The 21,163-nt window shown below is 41.1% G+C and carries 13 protein-coding genes, 1 tRNA gene and 1 pseudogene; 10 read left to right on the top strand and 5 right to left on the bottom strand.

Going from position 1 to position 21,163, the window contains the following annotated elements:
* Nucleotides 1-85: 85 nt before the first annotated feature.
* Both HWQ42_RS23770 and HWQ42_RS23775 read right to left on the bottom strand, forming a co-directional pair.
* Nucleotides 86-340 (bottom strand): hypothetical protein, encoded by a 255-nt coding sequence (locus HWQ42_RS23770; RefSeq protein ID WP_292732041.1) that lies wholly within the window; start codon nt 338-340, stop codon nt 86-88.
* 925 nt (nt 341-1,265) lie between these two features.
* A complete protein-coding gene (locus HWQ42_RS23775) occupies nt 1,266-3,086 on the bottom strand; it encodes a ShlB/FhaC/HecB family hemolysin secretion/activation protein (RefSeq protein ID WP_292816645.1) in 1,821 nt (606 codons plus the stop codon).
* Nucleotides 3,087-3,293: 207 nt separating this feature from the next.
* Here HWQ42_RS23775 and HWQ42_RS23780 point away from each other — a divergent pair, with 207 nt between their 5' ends.
* The 5 genes and pseudogenes from HWQ42_RS23780 to HWQ42_RS23800 all read left to right on the top strand — a co-directional run bounded on the left by HWQ42_RS23780 (nt 3,294) and on the right by HWQ42_RS23800 (nt 11,176).
* Nucleotides 3,294-8,060 (top strand): CHAT domain-containing protein, encoded by a 4,767-nt coding sequence (locus HWQ42_RS23780; RefSeq protein WP_292816647.1) that lies wholly within the window; start codon nt 3,294-3,296, stop codon nt 8,058-8,060.
* 216 nt (nt 8,061-8,276) lie between these two features.
* The gene (locus HWQ42_RS23785) at nt 8,277-8,897 is read left to right on the top strand and encodes a hypothetical protein (protein WP_292816649.1); all 621 of its coding nucleotides are present in this window, start codon (nt 8,277-8,279) and stop codon (nt 8,895-8,897) included.
* A gap of 224 nt (nt 8,898-9,121) precedes the next feature.
* Nucleotides 9,122-9,195: transfer RNA gene (locus HWQ42_RS23790), tRNA-Val, on the top strand.
* Nucleotides 9,196-9,389: 194 nt separating this feature from the next.
* Nucleotides 9,390-9,596, top strand: a pseudogene (locus HWQ42_RS23795) (ISKra4 family transposase); the annotation flags it as partial.
* 272 nt (nt 9,597-9,868) lie between these two features.
* The gene (locus HWQ42_RS23800) at nt 9,869-11,176 is read left to right on the top strand and encodes a recombinase family protein (protein WP_292816651.1); all 1,308 of its coding nucleotides are present in this window, start codon (nt 9,869-9,871) and stop codon (nt 11,174-11,176) included.
* Nucleotides 11,177-11,189: 13 nt separating this feature from the next.
* Here HWQ42_RS23800 and HWQ42_RS23805 read toward each other — a convergent pair whose 3' ends face one another.
* Nucleotides 11,190-12,359, bottom strand: a complete 1,170-nt coding sequence (locus HWQ42_RS23805; protein ID WP_292816652.1) for a hypothetical protein — start codon at nt 12,357-12,359, stop codon at nt 11,190-11,192.
* A gap of 598 nt (nt 12,360-12,957) precedes the next feature.
* Between HWQ42_RS23805 and HWQ42_RS23810 the strand changes: the two genes are divergently transcribed.
* Entirely contained in the window at nt 12,958-14,577 is a 1,620-nt protein-coding gene (locus HWQ42_RS23810) for a glycosyltransferase family 39 protein (RefSeq protein ID WP_292816654.1), read from the top strand.
* 432 nt (nt 14,578-15,009) lie between these two features.
* Here the strand turns inward: HWQ42_RS23810 and HWQ42_RS23815 are convergent, their stop codons facing one another.
* On the bottom strand, nt 15,010-15,396 hold the full coding sequence (locus HWQ42_RS23815) for a hypothetical protein (RefSeq protein WP_292816656.1): 387 nt from the start codon (nt 15,394-15,396) through the stop codon (nt 15,010-15,012).
* A 485-nt stretch (nt 15,397-15,881) separates the two neighbouring features.
* Here HWQ42_RS23815 and HWQ42_RS23820 point away from each other — a divergent pair, with 485 nt between their 5' ends.
* Nucleotides 15,882-17,786, top strand: a complete 1,905-nt coding sequence (locus HWQ42_RS23820) for a chloride channel protein (protein WP_292816658.1) — start codon at nt 15,882-15,884, stop codon at nt 17,784-17,786.
* Nucleotides 17,787-17,958: 172 nt separating this feature from the next.
* On the opposite strand, the gene HWQ42_RS23825 is transcribed toward HWQ42_RS23820, so the two are convergent.
* Nucleotides 17,959-18,372, bottom strand: coding sequence for an AbrB family transcriptional regulator (locus HWQ42_RS23825; protein WP_104909531.1), 414 nt, complete (start codon nt 18,370-18,372; stop codon nt 17,959-17,961).
* A gap of 469 nt (nt 18,373-18,841) precedes the next feature.
* Here HWQ42_RS23825 and HWQ42_RS23830 point away from each other — a divergent pair, with 469 nt between their 5' ends.
* The 3 genes from HWQ42_RS23830 to pyrR all read left to right on the top strand — a co-directional run bounded on the left by HWQ42_RS23830 (nt 18,842) and on the right by pyrR (nt 20,956).
* The gene (locus HWQ42_RS23830) at nt 18,842-19,282 is read left to right on the top strand and encodes an Rrf2 family transcriptional regulator (RefSeq protein ID WP_289798377.1); all 441 of its coding nucleotides are present in this window, start codon (nt 18,842-18,844) and stop codon (nt 19,280-19,282) included.
* 57 nt (nt 19,283-19,339) lie between these two features.
* Entirely contained in the window at nt 19,340-20,311 is a 972-nt protein-coding gene (gene cbiB, locus HWQ42_RS23835) for an adenosylcobinamide-phosphate synthase CbiB (RefSeq protein WP_292816660.1), read from the top strand.
* 108 nt (nt 20,312-20,419) lie between these two features.
* Nucleotides 20,420-20,956, top strand: a complete 537-nt coding sequence (gene pyrR / locus HWQ42_RS23840) for a bifunctional pyr operon transcriptional regulator/uracil phosphoribosyltransferase PyrR (protein ID WP_094353001.1) — start codon at nt 20,420-20,422, stop codon at nt 20,954-20,956.
* The last annotated feature ends 207 nt before the right edge of the window (nt 20,957-21,163 follow it).

Genomic DNA, 21,163 nt, shown 5'->3' on the forward strand with positions numbered 1-21,163 from the left:
ACTAATTTAGCCTTTTTAGAGTTAGTGTAACTATCTATGTAAAGTTTTGTATCAGTATTCAACATTTCTGCTCCTTCCCATTAGTTTAAATTTCTGTATTTCCGCCAATAGAGAGTTGTTTTTTGCTATATTTCAACTCTTTCCAGAGTGACTTAATTTGCTGGTAAGCCTCTTCCTGAGACAATTTTCCCCCAGTTTCTAGGCAAGTGATGTAACTAATTTTTTGAGAAAATTCTTGGAGGTTAGCATTAAACATTAAGTTCTCTGGCTGAAATTTCCCATAATACCGGCTACGAGGGTAAAGAAAGCTGTTTTTGTCTTGTGAGTTAGGTTGTGTCATAAGTTTTCTCTCTCTAATTCTTTCTTAAATTTATAAACTATAATTTCTCTCTGTGTGTATATACACAGGATAAAATTAAAATTCCTGAAGTAAGGAGTTTATTTTTTAGCCCAGATAATAGGATAAGGCAGAAGAACAGGTAATTAACTGTGGAAAATACTGAAATAATTGCCTCATCTACCAAAAGGAGTAAGTAGAATGGCATATTGCTTGTGGAAAACACGAAAAGAGACCTCTTGCAAAAGTGCGTTTTGCACTCTCGTGGAAAAAGGGAAAAGGGAAGGGGAAAATACAAAGCCTTTACCCTGTTCCGCTTTTCCCGACTTCTGCAAAAAGTCTAAGGAGTAAGTGAAATAGCATTTTGCTGATTAAACTCGACTTGCTTAAATGCGGCTCAAATAATATCATGCCCGCAGAATTAATTATGATTACCATAGTCTTTAGGCAATACGGTTCAGTTAAGGCTAAAACTCTTTGTCAAAGTCAATTTTTTTTACGAACCACAGAGGCGCAGAGGGCACTGAGAGAAGAAAGCAATGCTTAACTGAACTGTATTGAGTCTTTAGGACTGACAAAAAATAAATTATCCCAAATTATTTGTAGATTTGTAGAGGCGCAAAGCCTTGCATAGGTGTCAAATTAACGTGAAAGCCATCCTAAAAAAAGCTTTTAGATATTGTCTCGTTGTCTTGTTCCCAGTCAGAGACTGGGAATGCCGTCCTTGGGGCCGCCGCCTCCCTTGCTGGCGGCAGAGCCGCAATTGAAGTGCATTTCTAGCCCAGAGGCTGGAAACGAGATTTGACAAGGCTTTTAGCTTAAGTTGACACCAATGAAGGTCTTGCGCCCCTACGTACCCTGCGGGACGCTCCGCTTCGCGTAAGCGTCCCGCAGGGATGGGATGTTTTTTTAACTGAAAGTCCCTTAGCTAGGGTTGATAGCGAAGGCTAAAGTAAAAGCCATCATCCTGAGCGTTATTACCACGATCGCTCAGATCGATAAATGGAAATCCATAATCGAGCCGCAAAAAAAGATTATCAATTCCCATTGCCTGATTCCATAATAATCCTAAGCCTGCGCCCACTAAAAAAGTTTGATTGGGTAGCGGATTGGGGTTATCAGACTGATTCCAGACGGCTCCCATGTCTAGAAATGGCGCAAGTTGAATTGTAGAGAATCCAGATTCATTACGCTGGACTGTAAACCGATCTTCGATCGCTACCCGAAATCCATTATCCCCAGAACGGATATTTTGGCGATATCCCCTTACCGATTGTCCGCCGCCAATGACAAATTGCTGCGAAGGTAAAAGGCTATCTGGTGTAAGCTGTAAGTCTGCTTGGATAAGCAATAGATGATCGTTGCCCAGTTGCTGCACGCGCTGTATTTGACCTAGCCAACTGAAAAAACGACCATCGGGTATGGGGTCATTGTTGATAGTTGCATCTATTATATCAACGCCAAAATTAAATTGCGATCGCAAAAACCAAGCTCCTTGAGGTTCGCGCCTGATATAATCTTGACCAAATTTAATTACACTGGTGCGGCTAACGCCATTGGCATCAGGCCCAATGCCAAAGGGGGTTGCGAGGTTATCAAAAAGGAAGGTTTGACCATCTTGATAGGTAAATCCTAAAGATAGGGCAAATTCTTCTTTGGGCGATCGCATCAATGGCTGACGATAATTGATTTCATAAAGATCCTGGTTTGCCCGAATTTCAAAGGCATCAAAGGGTGGCTCAGTAATTTCGTTGCGATTAAATGCGGCTCGAATCTGCACTTTGCCGTTCATGGCGTTCACGGGAACCTGATAACTAAAATCAAAGGCATCGGAACCACCAGAGAGTGTATGGTAATAGGAGCCAGCTAACTCATCTCCCATACCAGTTAAATTGCGCGATCGCAATTCAACACCTAATCTTTCCGCTCCAATACTGGGAGGCGAATAATTATCTACACCCAAACTACCAATTAAAGTTTTTGCTTCTTCAACTCTGACAACGAGAATACTTTGAGCAACTTTACCCGTTGGACGCAAACTCGCTTCTACATTTGTAAATAAGGGATCGAGTCGCAACAATTTCAGTTGTTCTTCGAGCTTAACAGTATTGAGAGGAATACCAGCACCTAGTTGGATGCGACTACGAATATAAGATGGGTTTAATCGCCGCGTCCCTTGGATATCAATCTCTGTCAAACGCCCTTCCAACACCCGAATTACCACAACACCATCTGCGGTACTTGATTTTTGAGTGTCTGGAATCGCTCTGGAATTTATATAGCCTTTATTTAGGTAAAGTTGGGTAACGGCATCGGCGGCTTGTCTGATTTCTTCTAAAGTTAAGTCCCGTTCTTCAAACGGTTTCACTACTGGATTAAAATCATTTTCCTTAAAAACTGTGCTACCTACAACCTGAATTTTGCGAACCCGAATGCGTTGTAGTATTTCTGGTTGTGGGTTCGGGTTAGTTACCGGGGCAGACTGTGTTTCCTGTACTATTTGTAACTCTAACTGACTGCTATTTTGAACCGAGTCCGGTGTAAAAATATTAGCTCTAGCTCTCAGTCCATTTGCAGTTAAAATCCAGACCGCAGGCAGAATTAACAAGCCGCACCGAAAGCTGAAACTGTGCTTACTCCATGTATTAGTTGCCAAACTCCGCCAAGTGTCTAACTGATGAGATAAATAGACAATTTTTTGCTGAGTCGTTGCTCTAGGCTGAACACCAGTTTCTGTTTCTTTTCTCATTTCTCTTCAGTGGAGTGCCTTATTTAACGACTGAGCTGATTTTGATTTTTGAGTATGCTATGGCTGTATGAGTATTTCAATATCATATTTTTGATATTCAAATTTCAAAAGATTTGTAACTAAAACTATAATTAACAGCGAATTATTCTAAGTGATAGTCCTTAGCATTATATTGTGGTAACAGGTAGAAAACTTGGGAAAACTTCGATGCCGCCACTGATCTCCATTGTCATCGTCAATTACAACCGGGAGTCTTACCTTGAAGAAGCGATCGCTAGCGTCTTAACGCAGACATGGCAAGACTTTGAGCTACTAATTTGGGATGATGGTTCTACAGATAGATCGGTGGCGATCGCAAACAAATACACTCAACAAGATGGACGAGTGCGGCTGGTAGAAGCACACCATCAAGGATATACAGCGGCACTTACAGCAGCAATCAACCTAACCAACGGCACTTACATCGGTTTGGTGGACAGTGATGATATTTTAGCCCCTACTGCCCTTGCCCAAACAGCTAAAGTTCTCAATTGCCATCCAGAAACGGGATTTGTTTATACCGATTACTTAAATATTGACCAAGATAACTTTGTTATCGGCTACGGTCATCGCTGTAGTATTCCCTACTCTCAAGAAGGTCTTTTAGTAAACTTCATGACGTTTCACTTTCGCCTGATTCGGCGGTCGGTTTACGACCGGGTGGGAGGTATTAACCAGTCGTTTCCCTGTGCCCAAGATTACGATCTCTGTTTGCGACTTTCAGAGGTAGCTCAAGTGCGTCGCGTTCCAGAGCCACTTTACCTCTACCGGATTCATTCTCAAAGCATCTCTACTACCAGAAGAACAGAACAAATGCTTTGGTCTAAGCGGGCGATCGCTCAAGCACTTTGGCGACGCGGATTAGCAGACAAGTTACAAATCGATGTAGAATTACCCACAGGTCGCTTCAGATTGCGGCGCAAAAAACCTTTATTGTCTAGTATCGCCGCTTCAGTCCTAGTTATTGCCTCACTGGTAAGTTCCAGATTAGCCCAAGCCCAACAAATAGTTCCTGCTAACGATGGTACAGGTACGATTGTGACTCCTAACGGCAATCGACTTGATATCACCGGCGGTACAACCTCTGGTGATAATGCAAACCTCTTTCACAGCTTTCAACAATTTGGGATTTCACCAGAACAAATCGCCAACTTTCAAGCTAGTCCAGCGCTGCAAAATATCCTTGGTCGAATTACAGGCGGGAATGCCTCGGTTATCAACGGTTTAATTCAGGTGACAGGTGGCAATCCTAACCTTTTCTTGATGAATCCAGCCGGATTTATTTTTGGAGCAAACGCCAGTTTAAATGTACCTGGTGCTTTTACGGTGACAACAGCTAACAGCATTGGTTTTGGCAGCAGTTGGTTCAACGCTATTGGTGTGAATGACTACAACGCTTTAGTTGGAAACCCTAATGGATTTGCCTTTAGTACAAACCAGCCAGGAGCGATCGCAAATGCTGGAAATTTGGCAGTAAGTACTGGGCAAAATTTGAATTTATTAGGTGGTACTGTAGTCAACACCGGGCAACTTTCAGCACCAGGAGGGCAGATTTCTGTCACATCCGTACCAGGACAAAATTGGGTGCGTCTCAGTCAGCCAGGAAATCTGCTGAGTCTAGAAATTCAGCCCCTCGCCTCTAGTAGCACCCAACCCAATAACTGGACAATTCCCATCGCCTCTTTACCAGAATTACTCACAGTTGGTAACACAGGGTTAACTGCCAATCCTGATGGTACCGTAAAATTGACAAGCTCTAATGTGACAATTCCGACAGATCCAGGTACAACAATTGTTTCTGGAACAGTGAATGCATCGAGTCAAACAGGCGGTACTGTAACTGCTTTGGGTAAAAAAGTCGCGGTGATTGATGCCAATATTAACGCCTCTGGAAACAATCGTGGCGGTACTGTGCTAATTGGTGGAGATTATCAAGGTCAGGGGACTTTACCCAATGCAGATCAGACTTATGTGAACTCAAACTCCATCATTGCAGCCGATAGCAATCTAAATGGAAATGGTGGTCGGGTAATTGTTTGGGGTGACAAGACAACAAAATTTTTGGGCAATATTACCGCTCGTGGTGGTCTTAACTCCGGTAACGGTGGTTTTGTAGAAGTGTCGGGTAAGGAGAATCTGATTTACCGTGGTAATACTAATCTGAGTGCCAATAATGGTATTGTTGGTAACTTGTTGCTAGATCCAACCGATATCAATATCGTAGATGGTACTAATGCACCTCAAGATACCTTTCTGCCTGAAATTTTTCAAGATGCTTCCCCGGCTATTTTCACAATTTCCAAAGACGCTTTAGAAAATAGTAATGCTGCTGTGACTTTGGCAGCAACTAATGATATTACTCTCACTAATGGCGTATCGTTGAATTTTGTTAATGATGGTGGCGGAGCGATCGCTTTTACCGCAGACGCAGATGGTAATGGTGTAGGTGCTTTTACGATGGGTACAGGCGACACCATCAAAACTAATGGCAGAGATATCACCATTTCAGGAGCCAGCCTGTCTTTAGGAATTATAAATACTAGTAGCTTCTTTATCGGCACGGAAGGTGAATTTATTACTAATGGTAATGGTGGTAATGTCACCTTGTCTGCAATCAACAATATTACTGGTAATGATATTATCACTAGAGGAGAAGGTTATAACACAACAATTCAAGGCGGCAATATTGGTGTTATAAGCACTAATGGCGCTGTCAGCCTGGGAAATCTTGACACTAGCGCTATTTCCACTGATACAAACAGCAATGCCACTGCTGGTTCAGTCCTAATCGATACATCTAGTAACACTACAAATATACCCAGTAACATCTCCATAACTTCAATTAAAACTGAAGGGATTGTTTTATCTGGCTCAGGATATGGCAGCAATGGTATAGGTACTGGAGGTCAAGTGACAATCAGCACCTCTGGTTCTGGTGCTGTCAGCTTAACGGGTAGTTTTATTAATAATGCAGGTAGAGATAGCAGCATTTCTACTATTGCTGTAGGTAGCGGTTATGGCACTACTCCTATAAACGGTGCGATCGTAATTCAACATGGTGGAGGAATAACCAATACTCCATTCACAGTAGGAGAATTAACTGTGAACGGTACAACAGATGCGATCGATGCTGGTAGTTCTATCATTTCTACGGGTAGCTTTCCAGTACTTCCTGAAGGTGGTCCAGCAATCGATACCCCAACAGGAATTACAATCAATTCTGTAAATACACCTCCCCAAGTTACTGCCAATTCTCAGTTACCCGATACTCAAACTAATCAGTCAGTGAATTTTACCTTTGCCAGTCTAGCGGCACAAGTTACCGATGCAGACACAGATATCACATCCATTCGGATTGATGCAGTAAATACCGGAACTCTAACTGTGAATGGTGTTCCTGTAGAACCTGGCGTTACCACCCTATCTGGGACAGAAACTTTAGTTTACACTCCTCCAACTGATGCTAATGGCTCACTAAACGCCTTTGTCATTAGTGCAAATGATGTCGTTTCATCTTCTGGACCTGTACAAGTAGCAATCAACGTGAATGTGCCTACTGTTCCAAATGTGCCACCCTGCACATTTCAGTGCAATCTACCAGATAAACCGAATAACCCTGTCCCCAATAATCCTAAGATTGATAACCCCGTTCTTAATACCGACCCCACTCCTGAAGGCAATTTCACAGATGATTTTGCCGACCATTTAGGCATACCCACCCCTAGAATCAAAACCCTAGATGATGCCAAAGAAATTGCTCGCAAAATTGAAGAAGCTATTGGTGTGAAACCTGCATTTATCTACATCAGTTTTGTCCCTGTGGAAATTCTACCAGAGGGAAATTTAGGCAAAGCTCAAAAATTTACGAAACAGTTAAATACCATAGTAGAAAAGGATAGCGATCAACTAGAAGTAGTAGTAGTAACCGGAAAAGGCAATCCTATCCGCAAGCGCATCCCAGAAACAACTAAAGCCAAAGTTCTCCAAGTAGCTCAAGAATTTCGTGACCAAATCGTTAGTCCACAAAACCGTCGCCGCACTGGTTATTTGCGTTCATCCCAACAACTTTATCGCTGGATTATTGCACCATTAGAGGCAGATTTACAGGCGAGAGGAATCAACAATCTGGTCTTTTTACCAGACATTGGGTTACGTTCAACCCCAATGGCAGCACTTCACGATGGAAAGAGGTTTCTAGTAGAAAAATACAGTATTGGCTTAATGCCTAGTCTTAGTTTGACTAATACCCTCTATAAAGACATCAAAAAATCTCAAATTTTAGCATTGGGGGTTTCTCAGAGTACTCAGGGACAAGAGCCTTTACCAGCAGTCCCCCTGGAGTTATCAACACTAGTATCTAAACTCTGGCAAGGCAAATTATTGTTAGACAAGCAAGCCACTTTAGAAAATCTCAAAACTATCCGCCGCCAACAACCTTTTGGAATTATTCACATGGCAACCCATGCCGATTTTGCTACCGGTGCTTTGAGTAATTCCTATATTCAACTGTGGGAAGACAAGTTGCGCTTGAACCAATTACGACAATTGCGCTTGAATGAACCTGAAGTTGAAATGCTCGTGCTAAGTGCTTGTAGAACAGCTTTAGGGGATGAAGAATCAGAACTGGGATTTGCAGGTTTAGCAGTGCTGGCAGGTGTGAAAACTAGTGTTGCTAGTCTTTGGTCGGTTAATGATGCTGGCACAGCAGCGTTGATGACAAAATTTTATGAGAATTTAAAGACAGCTCCAATTAAGGCAGAGGCTCTTAGACAGGCTCAAGTAGCTATGGTTAAAGGGCAAATTTATGTAAAGGATGGACAAGTGCAAGGTTTAGGAGTAGTTGGGAATTTGCCTTTACCTGCTGACAGTGCTGATGAATCACTTATGCATCCTTATTATTGGGCTGGATTTACAATGGTTGGTAATCCTTGGTGAAGGTAGGGAATATGGAGTCCGAGAGCTAGGGGGAGAAAGAGATTTTTCTTGTTGCTATTAACCTAACGTAAGTTCGACGCAAAATTAGTATTACTAATAACTTAAATCGAGCGACATACTTATAGCGGATACCACGGATGAAAGATGTGTCTTCTTGCAGATGAACGCTACAATCTATCAGAAAATTAAAGAAATAGTTAAATCCAGAGTGGCTTCATGACGGCTAATTTAACACCTAAAGCGACATTTGACTTTGTTAACGTGCTATCTCAGGCTGCGGCTAAGTATAGAGAACCAAAAAGTATACGCCCTAATGCTGAAATATTAGTAAAGGCGTTGCTACAAGCCGAAAAAACTGCCAAGCAACAAAAGTTGACTTATCCGTTTGAGTTTCTTCTCGGTAAATGGCAACTTTGCTTTGTTACTGGCACTAAGAAAAACAGAGGTAGCGGGGGAATTGTATTAGGCAACGGTTTCTATGTACCTAAATTTATAACAATCCATGTTTCCTTTAATGCCACTTTGGAACAGGATTCAGGCAGAGGCGAAATTGCTAATCAGGTTGAGCTTAACCCAGTTTCACTGAAGCTCACGGGACCAGTGCAATATTTCGGGAAGAAAAATTTATTGGCCTTTGATTTTAACCAGATGATTATCAGTTTGTTTAGTCGTATTATTTACAACAGAGCAATCCGTGCTGGTAAAGTTCAAACAGAAGATTTCTACAACCAACCTATAGCGAAGCTACCCTTCTTTGGCTTCTTTTTAGTGACAGAAGATTTCATTGCAGCTCGCGGTCGTGGGGGAGGATTGGCATTTTGGATTCGAGAAACTTAAAGACGCTTGCAGGAAATCAAGCAGTCTTGCTGGAGGCAAAAGGAAAAAGGATTTGACTTATTTGTTTGATTTGTAGCAAGTGGTGCAACCTTTTTTACAAATCAAACAAATACTTCACATCATCTGCGCTTGATTACTTAGTGAGTGATAGAGTTCGCCTGATTTGGTCTTTTATCTTGCCTTATCAGAGAAGTATATGCTACTATTGATAATTGTGTGGTTAAGGACGTATAGCTCAGTTGGTTAGAGCGCTACGTTGACATCGTAGAGGTCACTGGTTCGAATCCAGTTACGTCCATAGACAATGTACTGTACAGTGACTAATTATTTGTCACTGTTAACAGATTAATATCAATTTTAACAAAATATTGTCACTGTTAACAAATTAGTGACTATTAGGCCAGCAATTCTAAATTTAAGAATGGTCATAAAGGAGTATGGAATTTAGTTCGGGAGTTGGCGTAGGCGTAGCCCGTTGTAAACATCGCCAACCAAAGATAGGAAATTTTAGATTGGTTTCAACGATAAAGAAAATCTCTATAAAGTTGGTGGTTCCTTAAAGCGGCTTAAAAAAGCTGAAGTGCTGTTATGGCAAGGGCAGGTGGAAGCAACCCAAGCTTTGTTTACCAATGTAAAAGTAAGCAGGCACAGAATTTCTGTGCTTATCTAGAGCGCCATCGCCAAAGAATTGTTAACTACTAGTCATCCTTGATGAACCAACAGCGAACCTCGATCCGAAAACAGAACACGAAATTTACAATATTTTGTGTAACCTAGCGAAGGGAAGAATAGCCGTCGTAGTTAACCATCGCCTCGCTTTGGCAGTAGTACTAGAACACGGTCAAATTATCGAGGTAGGTAAGGTACTCATGACGAACTCATGGCACTAGGCGGACAGTATCACTTGATGTTTTGTCGTCAAGCTAGTAGTTATAACTGATACCATTTCTTTGTAAAGCTGCACTAAACCTTTGAAAATAATTGCCTACTCTTACACCGATCCGCTATTAGAATCTTCTCCCGATCGAGCCGATTGGGGATGGGAGGTGGATCGGGTTTATGAAGATTTGGGCAAGCCAGACTCTTCGGAACGATCGCAATTACAACAATTATTCATAGATTGCCAAACTGAACCAGCAGATTATCTCCTGATTCGTCGGTTGGAAGAATTGGGAGATACTGTAGAGGAAATTAGCCATCGGCTCAATCAACTCGAAGTAATGGGAATATCAGTAATCGCCACTGAACAGCCCTACACTTCCGAAAATTACCCTCTGGGCGCTGACTTGCTGAATTTGCTACACGCAATCCAACGTCAGCAACGTAGTCGCCGCATCCGCCAAGGACACGCCCGTAATCGCCTTGAGATTGCACCGCCACCCGGCAAAGTTCCCTACGGCTATCGCAGAGGTAAGGGAAAATATACCATTGACCGCAGTACTTCACCAGTAGTCAAAGATTTTTTTGAACATTTTTTACTCTATGGTTCCCTGCGAGGTTCAGTGCGTTACTTGGCAAAAAAATACGGCAAGAAAATCTCCGTTACCACAGGAAGACGCTGGCTAACTAATCCAGTCTATCGCGGCAATACAGCCTACCAAAATGGGGAAATTATCTCCAATACCCATATTCCGATAATTTCTAAGGAAGAAGCAGCCCAAGTTGACCGACTTTTACGCCGTAACAGTCGTTTACCATCCCGAACTGCTAGCGCACCGCGTTCTTTAGCTGGGTTGGTTATCTGTGGCGAGTGTCAGTCACATATGACAGTTACCCGTGTTACCCAACGCAACCAAGATAAAGAGTATCTTTATTTACGTTCTACTAGCTGTCCCCAAAGCCCCAAGTGTAAGGCTATTCCATATCAAGAGGTGTTGGAACATACCATTGAAACCGTTTGCCGTGATTTACCTCTGGCGGTAGCAGGAATGAATTTTCCTCAGTTGGATGCATTCAAGAATAGTTTAGGACAAGCGATCGCTCGTCAGCAAGAAATACTTGCTCAGTTACCTGCTTTAATTGAAACTGGAATTTTAGATGCCGAAACAGCAAAGTTAAGGGCTTACAAACTCCGCACAGAAATTTCTGCACTCGAAGCAAAGTTGGCGATTCTCCCTCCAGTTAACTTGCGTTCTGTTGCTCAAGCTGTTTCTATACCACAATTTTGGTTAGATTTGTCGGAAACAGAACGAAGATTTTACTTTCGAGAATTTATTAGACAAATTGAGATTGTTTGTCAGAATAAAGAATTAAAACTCCAAGTTATTTTTATTTTTTGATTTAATTGAAACGCTATTTTTGAGACGGTTGATCTTTAGTATACGCAACAGGTTTTGGCCCTGCATTCCGCACATTGATAACTTTATTCAGGATATCAAACCAAAAAGGCGCACCCATAGCAATAGCAAAACCGCTCACTATCCAACCACAAATTAATTTAAAAACCTGTGAAATTCTGATGTAAACTATATTCGATTTCGTTGTATCTAATAACTCAAACTGTTGATTAATATTTTGCCATCCAATGGGTATAGAAGCATTTCCTAATAGCTTTTCAATCTCCTTTCTGGCTTCTTGATCGTTAATATAATCGATTCGTTGACTTGCACTTTGAGTAATGGTAGAGCGGATAACCGAATCCTGCGACAGTCTTTTAACCAAGTGAAATGTATCAGTATTGGTTAAAAAGGCAACTAATATTCCAATTAAAATAGCAACTCCTTTGGCATTTCGCTTATAAACACCGCTTGCTCGATCCATCGAGCGATCAAACCATGTTTCTACTTCATTTTTAAATTGATTCACTTCCTCTGTGAGATCGCCAATCTTTATCCTGCTACGTTGAGCAATTACACTAAGGCTCCTGATTAAACTATCAGGGACTTCATCAGGTAACTCATTATTAACAAAATCTATAAATTTCTGGTCAATATCTCCATAAATTTCTTGAATTTTTGTGTAACTTGCACTAGTGGGATTATTAATACCTTTTTTAAGTTCTTTATAAGAGGCTAATATCATCTGTAAGTTAGTTTTTGCTTCTTTACTAGGATGTTTAACATGATTAATTAGCTCAGGAATTTTTAAGGTGTCTAATAAAGTAATTGAAAATGTTTCAGAAGGAAGATAGGAAGGCCCACTTTGTTTTTCTATTACTTTTTTATCAGGTCTTTTAGTAATTTCCTGGAAATGCTTTTCTATTTTACCCTTGGCTTGGTGATTCAATGTATTAATCAAAGGATCGTTATAAAGTTTCTGTACCAAATGGATTGCATTGATAATATCTGATTTTTCACTTTCACTACCACCTGATAAAAGTAATTCAATTGAAGTTCTTAAATGTTTAGCTCTCCATTGTAATAATGTGGCGATTATTTCCTGGATTTCCGAAGCTAGTAAGCTCAAAATCAAGTAAATAAAAACTAATCCCAGAGTAATATCTACAACTACAGGTAAATTCATTGACAGTCTCCAGTAATTTTTTAGCTCTTTATTCTTCTAATTCTAAAAAATTGTATAGCATAGATATTGCAATTAAATAGTTACTTAATTAAATTTAAAAAAATAAATCCGTTTATTTAGATAAATTTATTTAAGATTATCTTTTTATTAAAAAAACGCATTTTTTACGTAAAAATAATTATTTTTTGATATCATTAATATTTAAAAAGATTATATTCAATTCTTTTAAGCATTAAATCTAGTGTAGTTAGTTAACACTTCCTAGTTTTCTGAAATCAACCAGAAAGAAAGATAAAAACTAATTAGACAAAAATTTAACTAAGCATCACCTTAAAAAGAAAATACAAGTTTATTTACGGACTATTTAACAGGTAATAAATAATTTACTACTTGTATTACTTTTATCATTTATTAGATGAAATGTTATTTAAATAACCAATATAATTTTTTCAAAAAATAGGGCTAATTATAAAAATTTGAGTTAATCTTGGAAACTAGCAATTGTTAAGAACATACGTTGTTACTGGGTGGCAACATTGGAGATTCGCTAGATGTCTCTATGTAATCAAACCAGCATGTAAAATGATTACCAGAGAATATGCAAGAAGGAAGCTTTATTTGGAGTCATCTGGAAAAACAGCATCGCACGGTTGGAAAATGGATTGATTGGGTATGGCTAATAGTATTGCTGTTGGCAGCAGTATTACTGTTTAGCATCAATCTGGGAGGGTTGCCGCTGCGAGATTGGGATGAAGGTACTGTGGCACAGGTTGCTCGTGAAATTTGGCACGCCCCAGCAGGTTCAATGCCTTGGCTTTACCCAACATTAGGAGGCGAACCATATCATGACAAGCCACCTTTGATGCATTTGCTAATAGCTTGGGCTTATTCTCTAGGAGGCGAAAATGAGTTGACAACGCGCCTGCCTGGAGCAATTTTAACAGCAACATCTGTACCTTTACTGTATTGCATTGCTCGAGAGATATTTCGCCAACGTTGGGCTGCCATTTATAGCGCCTTGATTTACCTAACAATGCTACCCGTGGTACGTCATGGGCGGCTGGCAATGTTAGATGGGGCGATGGTAAGTTTTTTGATGGTGATGATGTTGTGCGTGTTGCGATCGCGCCGAGATTTACGTTATTGTCTTGGTGTTGGCGTTAGCTTTGGGTTTATTTGTTTAACTCAAGGATTTTTAGGCGTATTACTAGGTGCGATCGCACTTATATTTCTATTTTGGGATACCCCACGATTGCTCACTTGTTACTATTTCTGGATAGCAATCTTAATTGGCATTCTACCTGTAGCTGGTTGGTATGGTGCCCAACTAATTCACTATGGTTATACTTTCGCCCAAATTGGTATTGCAAACCCATCACTAGGCCGAATTGGCTCAGTTGGAGAAGGAAATTCTGAACCACCTTGGTACTATGTGATTGAACTTCTCAAATACACATGGCCGTGGTTATTATTCTTACCACAAACTGTCCGCTTAACCTGGGAAAATCGCAACCTTAGTTGGGCAAAACTAGTAATGGCGTGGAGCGGGGTTTATCTGATGGTAATTTCTTTCATGATTACCAAAGTTCCCTGGTATCTATTCCCAATTTACCCTAGTTTAGCCTTAGCTTTTGGTATCCAATTATCAGAAACGGAAAATTCGCCTTTACTCTCATCTTATCCCCGTGCTTGGGTTGCTGGTTTGGCAATACTTGCTATAGCTGCTTCTGCTGGTAGCATTTATTTCAGTTCGGGTACAACACCCACAACAGACTTACAACTGATTTTTGCCGCCGTAGCTTTAACTATGTCCCTAGCAGCTATTTTGGCAGAACGAGGCGACGGGCAATTCCTGAAGATTTTGTTTTGGGGAAGTTATATTTCGCTGCTGCTGTTAATGAAATCTAACTACTGGGTTTGGGAATTATCTGAAGCTTATCCAGTTAAACCAGTCGCCGCCATGATTGTACGGGCCAATCCAGCTACGAGGAAGATTTACACATCTTTTCCTTACCATCGTCCCTCGTTGGATTATTATAGCGATCGCACCATCATTCCCGCTTCTGTTGGTGAACTGGAATATTATTGGCACTACAACGGCCAACCCTACTTCCTGCTTAATGTATCTGATTTCAACAATCTTCAACTAGAGTCGATGAAGTTAGTTGACCAAGCTGAAGGTTGGAAGTTAGTCACAAAAGATACTAATCGGCTATAAATATGGGGCATAGGGCATGGCTATTCTCCTTGTCCCCTTGTCCCCTTGGCAGGAAAAAATTAGATCATTGCCCAAAAGGTAATGATAATTGTGTAGTGTAGCGATCGCCTTCTTCCCAAAAGTGTAAAAACCTGCGATTTATACCAATTAGAAAAAAGAATGCGACAAATAGACCATTCACCGCGTCTTTACCCAAGGATGTATTGTAATCATTAGATAAGCATAAATAAACAACAGTTTGTAGTTAGCACTTTAGTGCTGAAAATACTTACCTTGGGTACTAAAGTACTTACCTAATCAGCGATCGGTCTTTCAGCGGAATAATATAAAACCGCGTCCTATTTGGGGCAATAAGACATGGTTTTATCAGAGTATTTAGTTATAATATTACAAAAATCAAAGTAGAATTTGATTTATACAAAAGTAATCCATTTACTGAGATTTGTTTCCTGGGTCATTAACTTTCTCTGTTGTGGGAAGAATTTGTCGATCGTAACCTGTCTTTTCTTGGGTCAAAGCGATCGCACCAAAGAAAATCGCACTTCCTACAGCCAAGGCTACCATCGGACGCTTGAGTAGGACAAAATCTCTGAGAATCCTCGCTAAAGGTCGGCTTTGACGACGTAGCGACGAAGACATCATCAATTGTCTCCAAGTAAACGGATCGCGGACATAATGACCACTTTGGCAAACTACTAGCCTTTCCTGGCAATAGGGACAGCAAAACAAGCCCATGCGTGTTTTAACTGGTTTAGGCGTAGCATTTCTTTGGCAAATTGGGCAAGTAACATAATGATTATCAAAAGTGTGTATATTCATTTACCTCGTCCGCCTAGTCCACTTACTCGCTCTATAACAATAGCTATATTGAATTGGGGTCAATCAATGTACGATCTGATATCAGGCATCAATCATACATACATTCTATTACTACCAAGGATGCCTCAATAGTCGCAACACGAGTATAACTAGATTTAAACAAGGATGACTCATAGTTAATGTTTACGGGTGCGTCCGACCCAGCCAAAAAACTTTGTTGTCTCTAGAAAAAATAGTGTTGGTGCCCACTCGCACCCCACTAGCCGCAGCTACACCCAACTCAACTTAGGCATCGCTGACCCTTAAATAATAATTGTCTCTCATTTAACCATTCTCCCCACACAAATTTTGCACAATGACATTTTTAGCTAAAGCTTTGTAAGTTAAGCAAATAAAGTCTACTTGTCCGGTTGCTAAATAATGGCTCACAATGATAAGTAACAGATAAAAATTTAAATTTTTTCTTACATTTACCCCGCCTTTCAATGACTCTCTTGCCTCCCACTCAACTGAGGAAGGTAACGGAACAACCTGCCTTTCCTACACCTTCCGCTCGTTTAGCTCACCTAATTAATCGTTTTCAACCATCCCCAGAAACAGTTGTGCTGTTTTTAGCCATGCTCATTGGCGGTGGTACTGGTATGGGTGTAGTCACCTTTCACTATTTAATCCAGTTGGTTCACCAGCTGATGCTGGAAAATTTAATGGGTCAAATTGGCGCCTGGGGTGCTTGGACTTTAGCCTGCGTTCCCACCCTTGGCGGATTAATTGTTGGCTTGATGCGTTGGCGCACTCAAGACTTTGGCCCTGGACTTTCATCTCTTATCGCCGCCTCTCAGGGAACAGAGATTAGGCGACCACTAAGACCAGTTAGCAAAATGCTGGCCGCATCTGTTTCTTTAGGGAGCGGTGCTTCTTTGGGCCCAGAGGGGCCGAGTGTCGAAATTGGCGCAAATTTTGGGATGTTGTTCTCTGTGATCCTGAATGTATCTCAAGAACGACAACGTTTGCTGTTGGGTGCTGGCGCGGCGGCTGGACTAGCGGCGGGATTTAATGCTCCCATCGCTGGAGTATTTTTTGCTCTAGAGGTGGTGATGGGAGCTACATCTTTCGCTACTTCTGCTGTCAGTGTGGTGCTGTTAGCAGCAGTGGTAGCAGCATTAATTGCCCAAATTGGTTTGGGGGCCCAACCTGCTTTTGATTTACCTGTTTACCAGGTTCGCAGTCCTTTGGAATTACCTCTTTACCTTGGCTTGGGTTTAGGGGCCAGTCTCGTTTCTCTGGCTTATACCCAATCAATTCGTTTAGCAAAAGCTTGCTTTGCTGGGAAAGTTCCAGGTTTTGCCTTTTTGGGACGAATTCCTGAGCCGATTCATCCAATTATTGGCGGTGCAATTATTGGCGCAGTTGCTTTGCAATTTCCGCAAATTCTGGGCGTAGGTTACGAAACTGTAGAAGCAATGCTTCAAGATGTGGAGTTTCCACTCTACTTATTGGTTGTGTTGTTGGTGGTGAAATTATTGATGACTGCAATTAGTGCAGGTAGTGGTTTCATCGGTGGTTTGTTCGCGCCAGCAATGTTTTTAGGTGCTTCTTTTGGATCGGCTTACGCCAAAATGTTAGCCGTAGCATTCCCGACAATTTGCGATCAAATGGCGGCTCCCCCAGCTTACGCAATGGTGGGAATGGCAGCAGTATTAGCTGCTAGTGTGAGAGCGCCGTTAACGGCTATTTTAATGCTGTTTGAATTAACCCGCGACTATCGAATTGTTTTACCGTTGATGGCAGCTGTGGGTTTGAGTGTTTGGCTGGTAGAAAGGATTAAACCAACTTTTAACTCTAACTCTAATCTACAACAAATTGGTCTTTCGGAATTGAAAGATGAACAAGCGGAAATTGTGCAGCAAATTTTGGTAGAAGATGCGATGTATCCCTGTCCCAAAAAGTTACTTGCAACTTTGGGAGTATTAGATGCTGCTGTGGAAATGACCCGCGATCGCGTCCGTAGTGCTTTAGTAATTGATGAAGCAGAGCAATTAGTTGGTATACTTTCTTTGGAAGATATTAATCGTGCCCTTGCTATTTGGCAAACATACCCAAATTCTCTAACTGAAATTCCCGATAATTTATCCAGTCAAACCCTCATAGACATTTGTACTACTGAAATTCTCTATGCATGGCAAGATGAACTTTTATCTGAGGCTTTAGACCGGATGAGTCTTCGAGGTTTACATCAATTACCAGTGGTAGCACGAGATAAACCCGATCGCATTTTGGGTTTATTAGAAAAAGAGCAAATTGCATTAACCTGTAATTTAGCAGTTACGCGCAAGGCACTTCGCCACTATTTACCGATTTTACCTACTACAGATATAGTCATTAGTCATTAGTCATTGGTCATTGGTCATTAGTCATTAGTCATTAGTCATTCGTCATTCGTCATTGGTCATTAGTCATTATTTTCACAAAGGAGACTTGACTAATGACTGTTTATAGTCATTGTTTTTCACTAACGACAAAGGACAAATGACAACGGAGAATTGACTAATGACTATTTATTTATTAAGCCGTGGCTTCTATGGCTTCATCATCTTCGCGATCTTCTGGATCTACCTGTCTCAGACGAATGTGCTTTTTGCCTAAAGTGATCAGAAACTCATCTCCTGGTTTCAGATTCATCTGTTTTGTATAAGCTGAACCTATAAGTAAGTTACCATTCGATTGCACACTAATTCTATAGCTAGCACTACGTCCACCACGCCCATTAGCACTGGGTGTACTGTCTAACTGAATGCCTTCAGCATCAATTAGGGCATTTAAGAACTTCATCATATTGACGCGCTCTATACCATTTTTGGTAACGGTATAGTAGCCGCACTTCTTGGCTTTGTCTTCTTTGCTCTCGTTCTCTAGCTCTTTGACTTTTTTGAGCAGTTCTTCGCCGAGTAAGGGTTCAATTTTTTTCTGTTTAGGCATCAACTTAGGTCGAAAATGAATGTTTGAAGTGTTTGAATCGATTTTATTTTAGCTGAGGTTGAGCTAACAGGAACATAATCCTTTAGTTTTTATCTCAACCTAGCCAAGTATATTACACTCAGATGCACAATTGTTATGCCATTACCAATATTGGCAAGACAATCTATTTTAGAAAATGCTGGCAATGCTGATAACTATATATATAGTTTGTGAATTACTGCTAGACTATATAAGTTTTAAGTTTTCTAAACTAAGGCTCTAAAGGTTGTCTATTTCTTAAGGATGAGAACTGAGTCACAGAATGATAAGCAAAACTGATCCTTAGTCATTAGTCATTGGTAATTAGTCATTGGTTATTTAGAAAGGACAAACTAAAGAAGTCTCAGAGTCGGAAGCCGACCATCAGAATTTCTTTTCAGGGAGATGCACTGCCAACAAAGACAAAGGACAAACAACAAAGCTTGCCAAAATGAAATTAACTACCAGAGGACACTATAGTGTAAAGGCGTTGCTAGATTTAAGTTTACAGCCAAGATATGGGCCTGCATCTGTGAGAGCGATCGCTAAACGCCAAGATATCCCAGCTCCTTACCTCGAAAAACTACTAATAGAAATGCGTCGTGCTTCAATAGTTAAATCAATTCGTGGTAGCATCGGCGGATATCAATTGGCAAGAGAGCCTGCACAAATATCTATAGGAGAAATTTTAGAAGCTGTTGGCGAGACTAGCCATTTACCTCATCACACCCCAGCACCGACACAAGCTGAAGATTGGGTAACTTTTAGCCTCTGGCAGAGACTCAACCAAAAGCTCAAAGAAGCTTTATACAGTATTACTCTGGCAGACCTTTATTACGATGCTCGAAGTCGGCAAGCTTCTCTTGGAGAAGAAGCTAGTTTTGTGGTTTAGTCAAGAGTCAATAGTCGAAATATTGACCCTTGACTTTTAACCCAAGACTTGTGACTTATGACTAATAATATCTATATCTTAATAATTGCAGCATTTTTAGATTATTTAATTGGCGATCCTTGGGATTGGCCTCATCCAGTACAAATTATGGGGTGGGTAATTTCTCGCCTGACCAAGTTTTTTCTCCACTTGTGTCAAAATTCTCTAACACAACGCCTAGCTGGAATTGTATTAGGCATTATCTTGATAATTGGTAGCGGTCTTGTTGGCTTTTTGATGATTCAAATTGCCAGATGGGTTCATCCACTCTTAGGAATGGCAATAGATAGCATTCTTTTGGCTAGTTGTTTTGCTGGCAGAAGTTTGCGAACAGCAGCGGAGGCTGTTTTACAGCCTTTAACAGTCGGAGATTTGGAGAAAGCTCGAAAGATTTTAAGTAATTATGTTGGTCGAGATACCCAAAACCTCTCACAAACAGAAATTTCACGAGCCGTTTTAGAAACGGTTGCAGAAAATGCCACCGATGGGGTGATGGCTCCGCTTTTTTATGCAATTGTTGGTGTCTTTATACCAGTTGTGGGGCCAACTCCCTTAGCTTTAGCATATAAAGCCAGCAGTACCCTTGATTCAATGGTGGGCTATCGAGAAGCACCCTATACTTATTTAGGATGGTTCTGTGCGCGGTTAGAAGATTGTTTGACTTGGCTACCTTGTCGGTTAACAGTCATGACTCTGGCGCTACTATCGGGTAAACCGATGCATATTTGGCAAATTTGTCGTCGGGATGCAATTAACGATCCTAGTCCCAATTCTGGCTGGAGTGAGTGCGCCTATGCTGCATTTTTAGGTGTGCAGATGGGGGGTACAAATTGGTATCGGGGGGTAGCTAAGTCCAAACCACTGCTAGGAGATGCTATTTATGCCATTACTGCAACTTCTATTCAGAATGCTTTACAGCTAACTCGATATTGTTTTTTGCTATGGTTAGGGATAGCGATCGCAATATTCTTAATGCTCCCAAATAGGTAATGATAAATATAAAGTTAGGAGTTAGAGACGCGATTAATCGCGTCTGTACAGGAGTTAAGAATAAAAACTCCTAACTCTTAACTTATTACTCCTAACTTATCACTCGCTATGTCTGCCAAAGTAGTTGAAATTCTCTCATCCGAAGAAATCCGTCGTACCTTGACTCGCCTTGCCTCTCAAATTGTCGAAAGGACGCGTGATTTGTCTCAGCTGGTGCTTCTTGGTATTTATACCAGGGGTGCGTTATTAGCCGAATTATTGGCGCGTCAGATTGAGACGCTCGAAGGTGTAGCAGTCTCAGTCGGTGCTTTGGATATTACATTTTATCGAGATGACCTTGACAAAATTGGATTGCGGACTCCTACGAAAAGCGAAATTCCTTTTGACCTTACGGGGAAAACAGTTGTACTCGTGGATGATGTGATTTTCAAAGGACGGACGATTCGCGCTGCTTTGAACGCAGTCAACGATTACGGTAGACCAGAGGTGATTCGTTTAGCTGTGTTAGTAGACAGGGGCCATCGAGAATTACCAATTCACCCAGATTTTATTGGCAAGAAGTTGCCTACAGCTAAAGAAGAAATTGTCAAAGTTTACTTACAAAATTGTGATGGACGAGATGCAGTTGAGTTGATTGCAGATTAGGCTATGGAGCCAGGGGGCAGGAGGCAGGGGAGCAGGGGAGCAGGGGAGCAGAGGGCAGTCAGTACAAACTTTTTGTGTGTGATTCATGAATCCTGCATTTTGTCCCTCATGTACTTGAAAAATAATGTCAGTAATCAAACGAACATGAGATTATATCATGTTCGGTAAATCACTTACGATTAAGCCCCGATTTTAATCCACCAGTGA

The organism is Nostoc sp. JL23 (assembly GCF_017115065.1).
Lineage (GTDB): Bacteria > Cyanobacteriota > Cyanobacteriia > Cyanobacteriales > Nostocaceae > Nostoc > Nostoc punctiforme_A.

What these genes read in the sequence shown, in the direction of transcription:
- HWQ42_RS23785 (WP_292816649.1), top strand. Translation starts at nt 8,277, where the DNA reads ATGACGGCTAATTTAACACCTAAAGCGACATTTGACTTTGTTAACGTG.
- pyrR (WP_094353001.1), top strand. Translation starts at nt 20,420, where the DNA reads ATGTCTGCCAAAGTAGTTGAAATTCTCTCATCCGAAGAAATCCGTCGT.
- HWQ42_RS23780 (WP_292816647.1), top strand. Translation starts at nt 3,294, where the DNA reads ATGCCGCCACTGATCTCCATTGTCATCGTCAATTACAACCGGGAGTCT.
- HWQ42_RS23815 (WP_292816656.1), bottom strand. Translation starts at nt 15,396, where the DNA reads ATGAATATACACACTTTTGATAATCATTATGTTACTTGCCCAATTTGC.
- HWQ42_RS23820 (WP_292816658.1), top strand. Translation starts at nt 15,882, where the DNA reads ATGACTCTCTTGCCTCCCACTCAACTGAGGAAGGTAACGGAACAACCT.
- HWQ42_RS23775 (WP_292816645.1), bottom strand. Translation starts at nt 3,086, where the DNA reads ATGAGAAAAGAAACAGAAACTGGTGTTCAGCCTAGAGCAACGACTCAG.
- HWQ42_RS23805 (WP_292816652.1), bottom strand. Translation starts at nt 12,359, where the DNA reads ATGAATTTACCTGTAGTTGTAGATATTACTCTGGGATTAGTTTTTATT.
- cbiB (WP_292816660.1), top strand. Translation starts at nt 19,340, where the DNA reads ATGACTAATAATATCTATATCTTAATAATTGCAGCATTTTTAGATTAT.
- HWQ42_RS23770 (WP_292732041.1), bottom strand. Translation starts at nt 340, where the DNA reads ATGACACAACCTAACTCACAAGACAAAAACAGCTTTCTTTACCCTCGT.
- HWQ42_RS23825 (WP_104909531.1), bottom strand. Translation starts at nt 18,372, where the DNA reads ATGCCTAAACAGAAAAAAATTGAACCCTTACTCGGCGAAGAACTGCTC.
- HWQ42_RS23830 (WP_289798377.1), top strand. Translation starts at nt 18,842, where the DNA reads ATGAAATTAACTACCAGAGGACACTATAGTGTAAAGGCGTTGCTAGAT.
- HWQ42_RS23810 (WP_292816654.1), top strand. Translation starts at nt 12,958, where the DNA reads ATGCAAGAAGGAAGCTTTATTTGGAGTCATCTGGAAAAACAGCATCGC.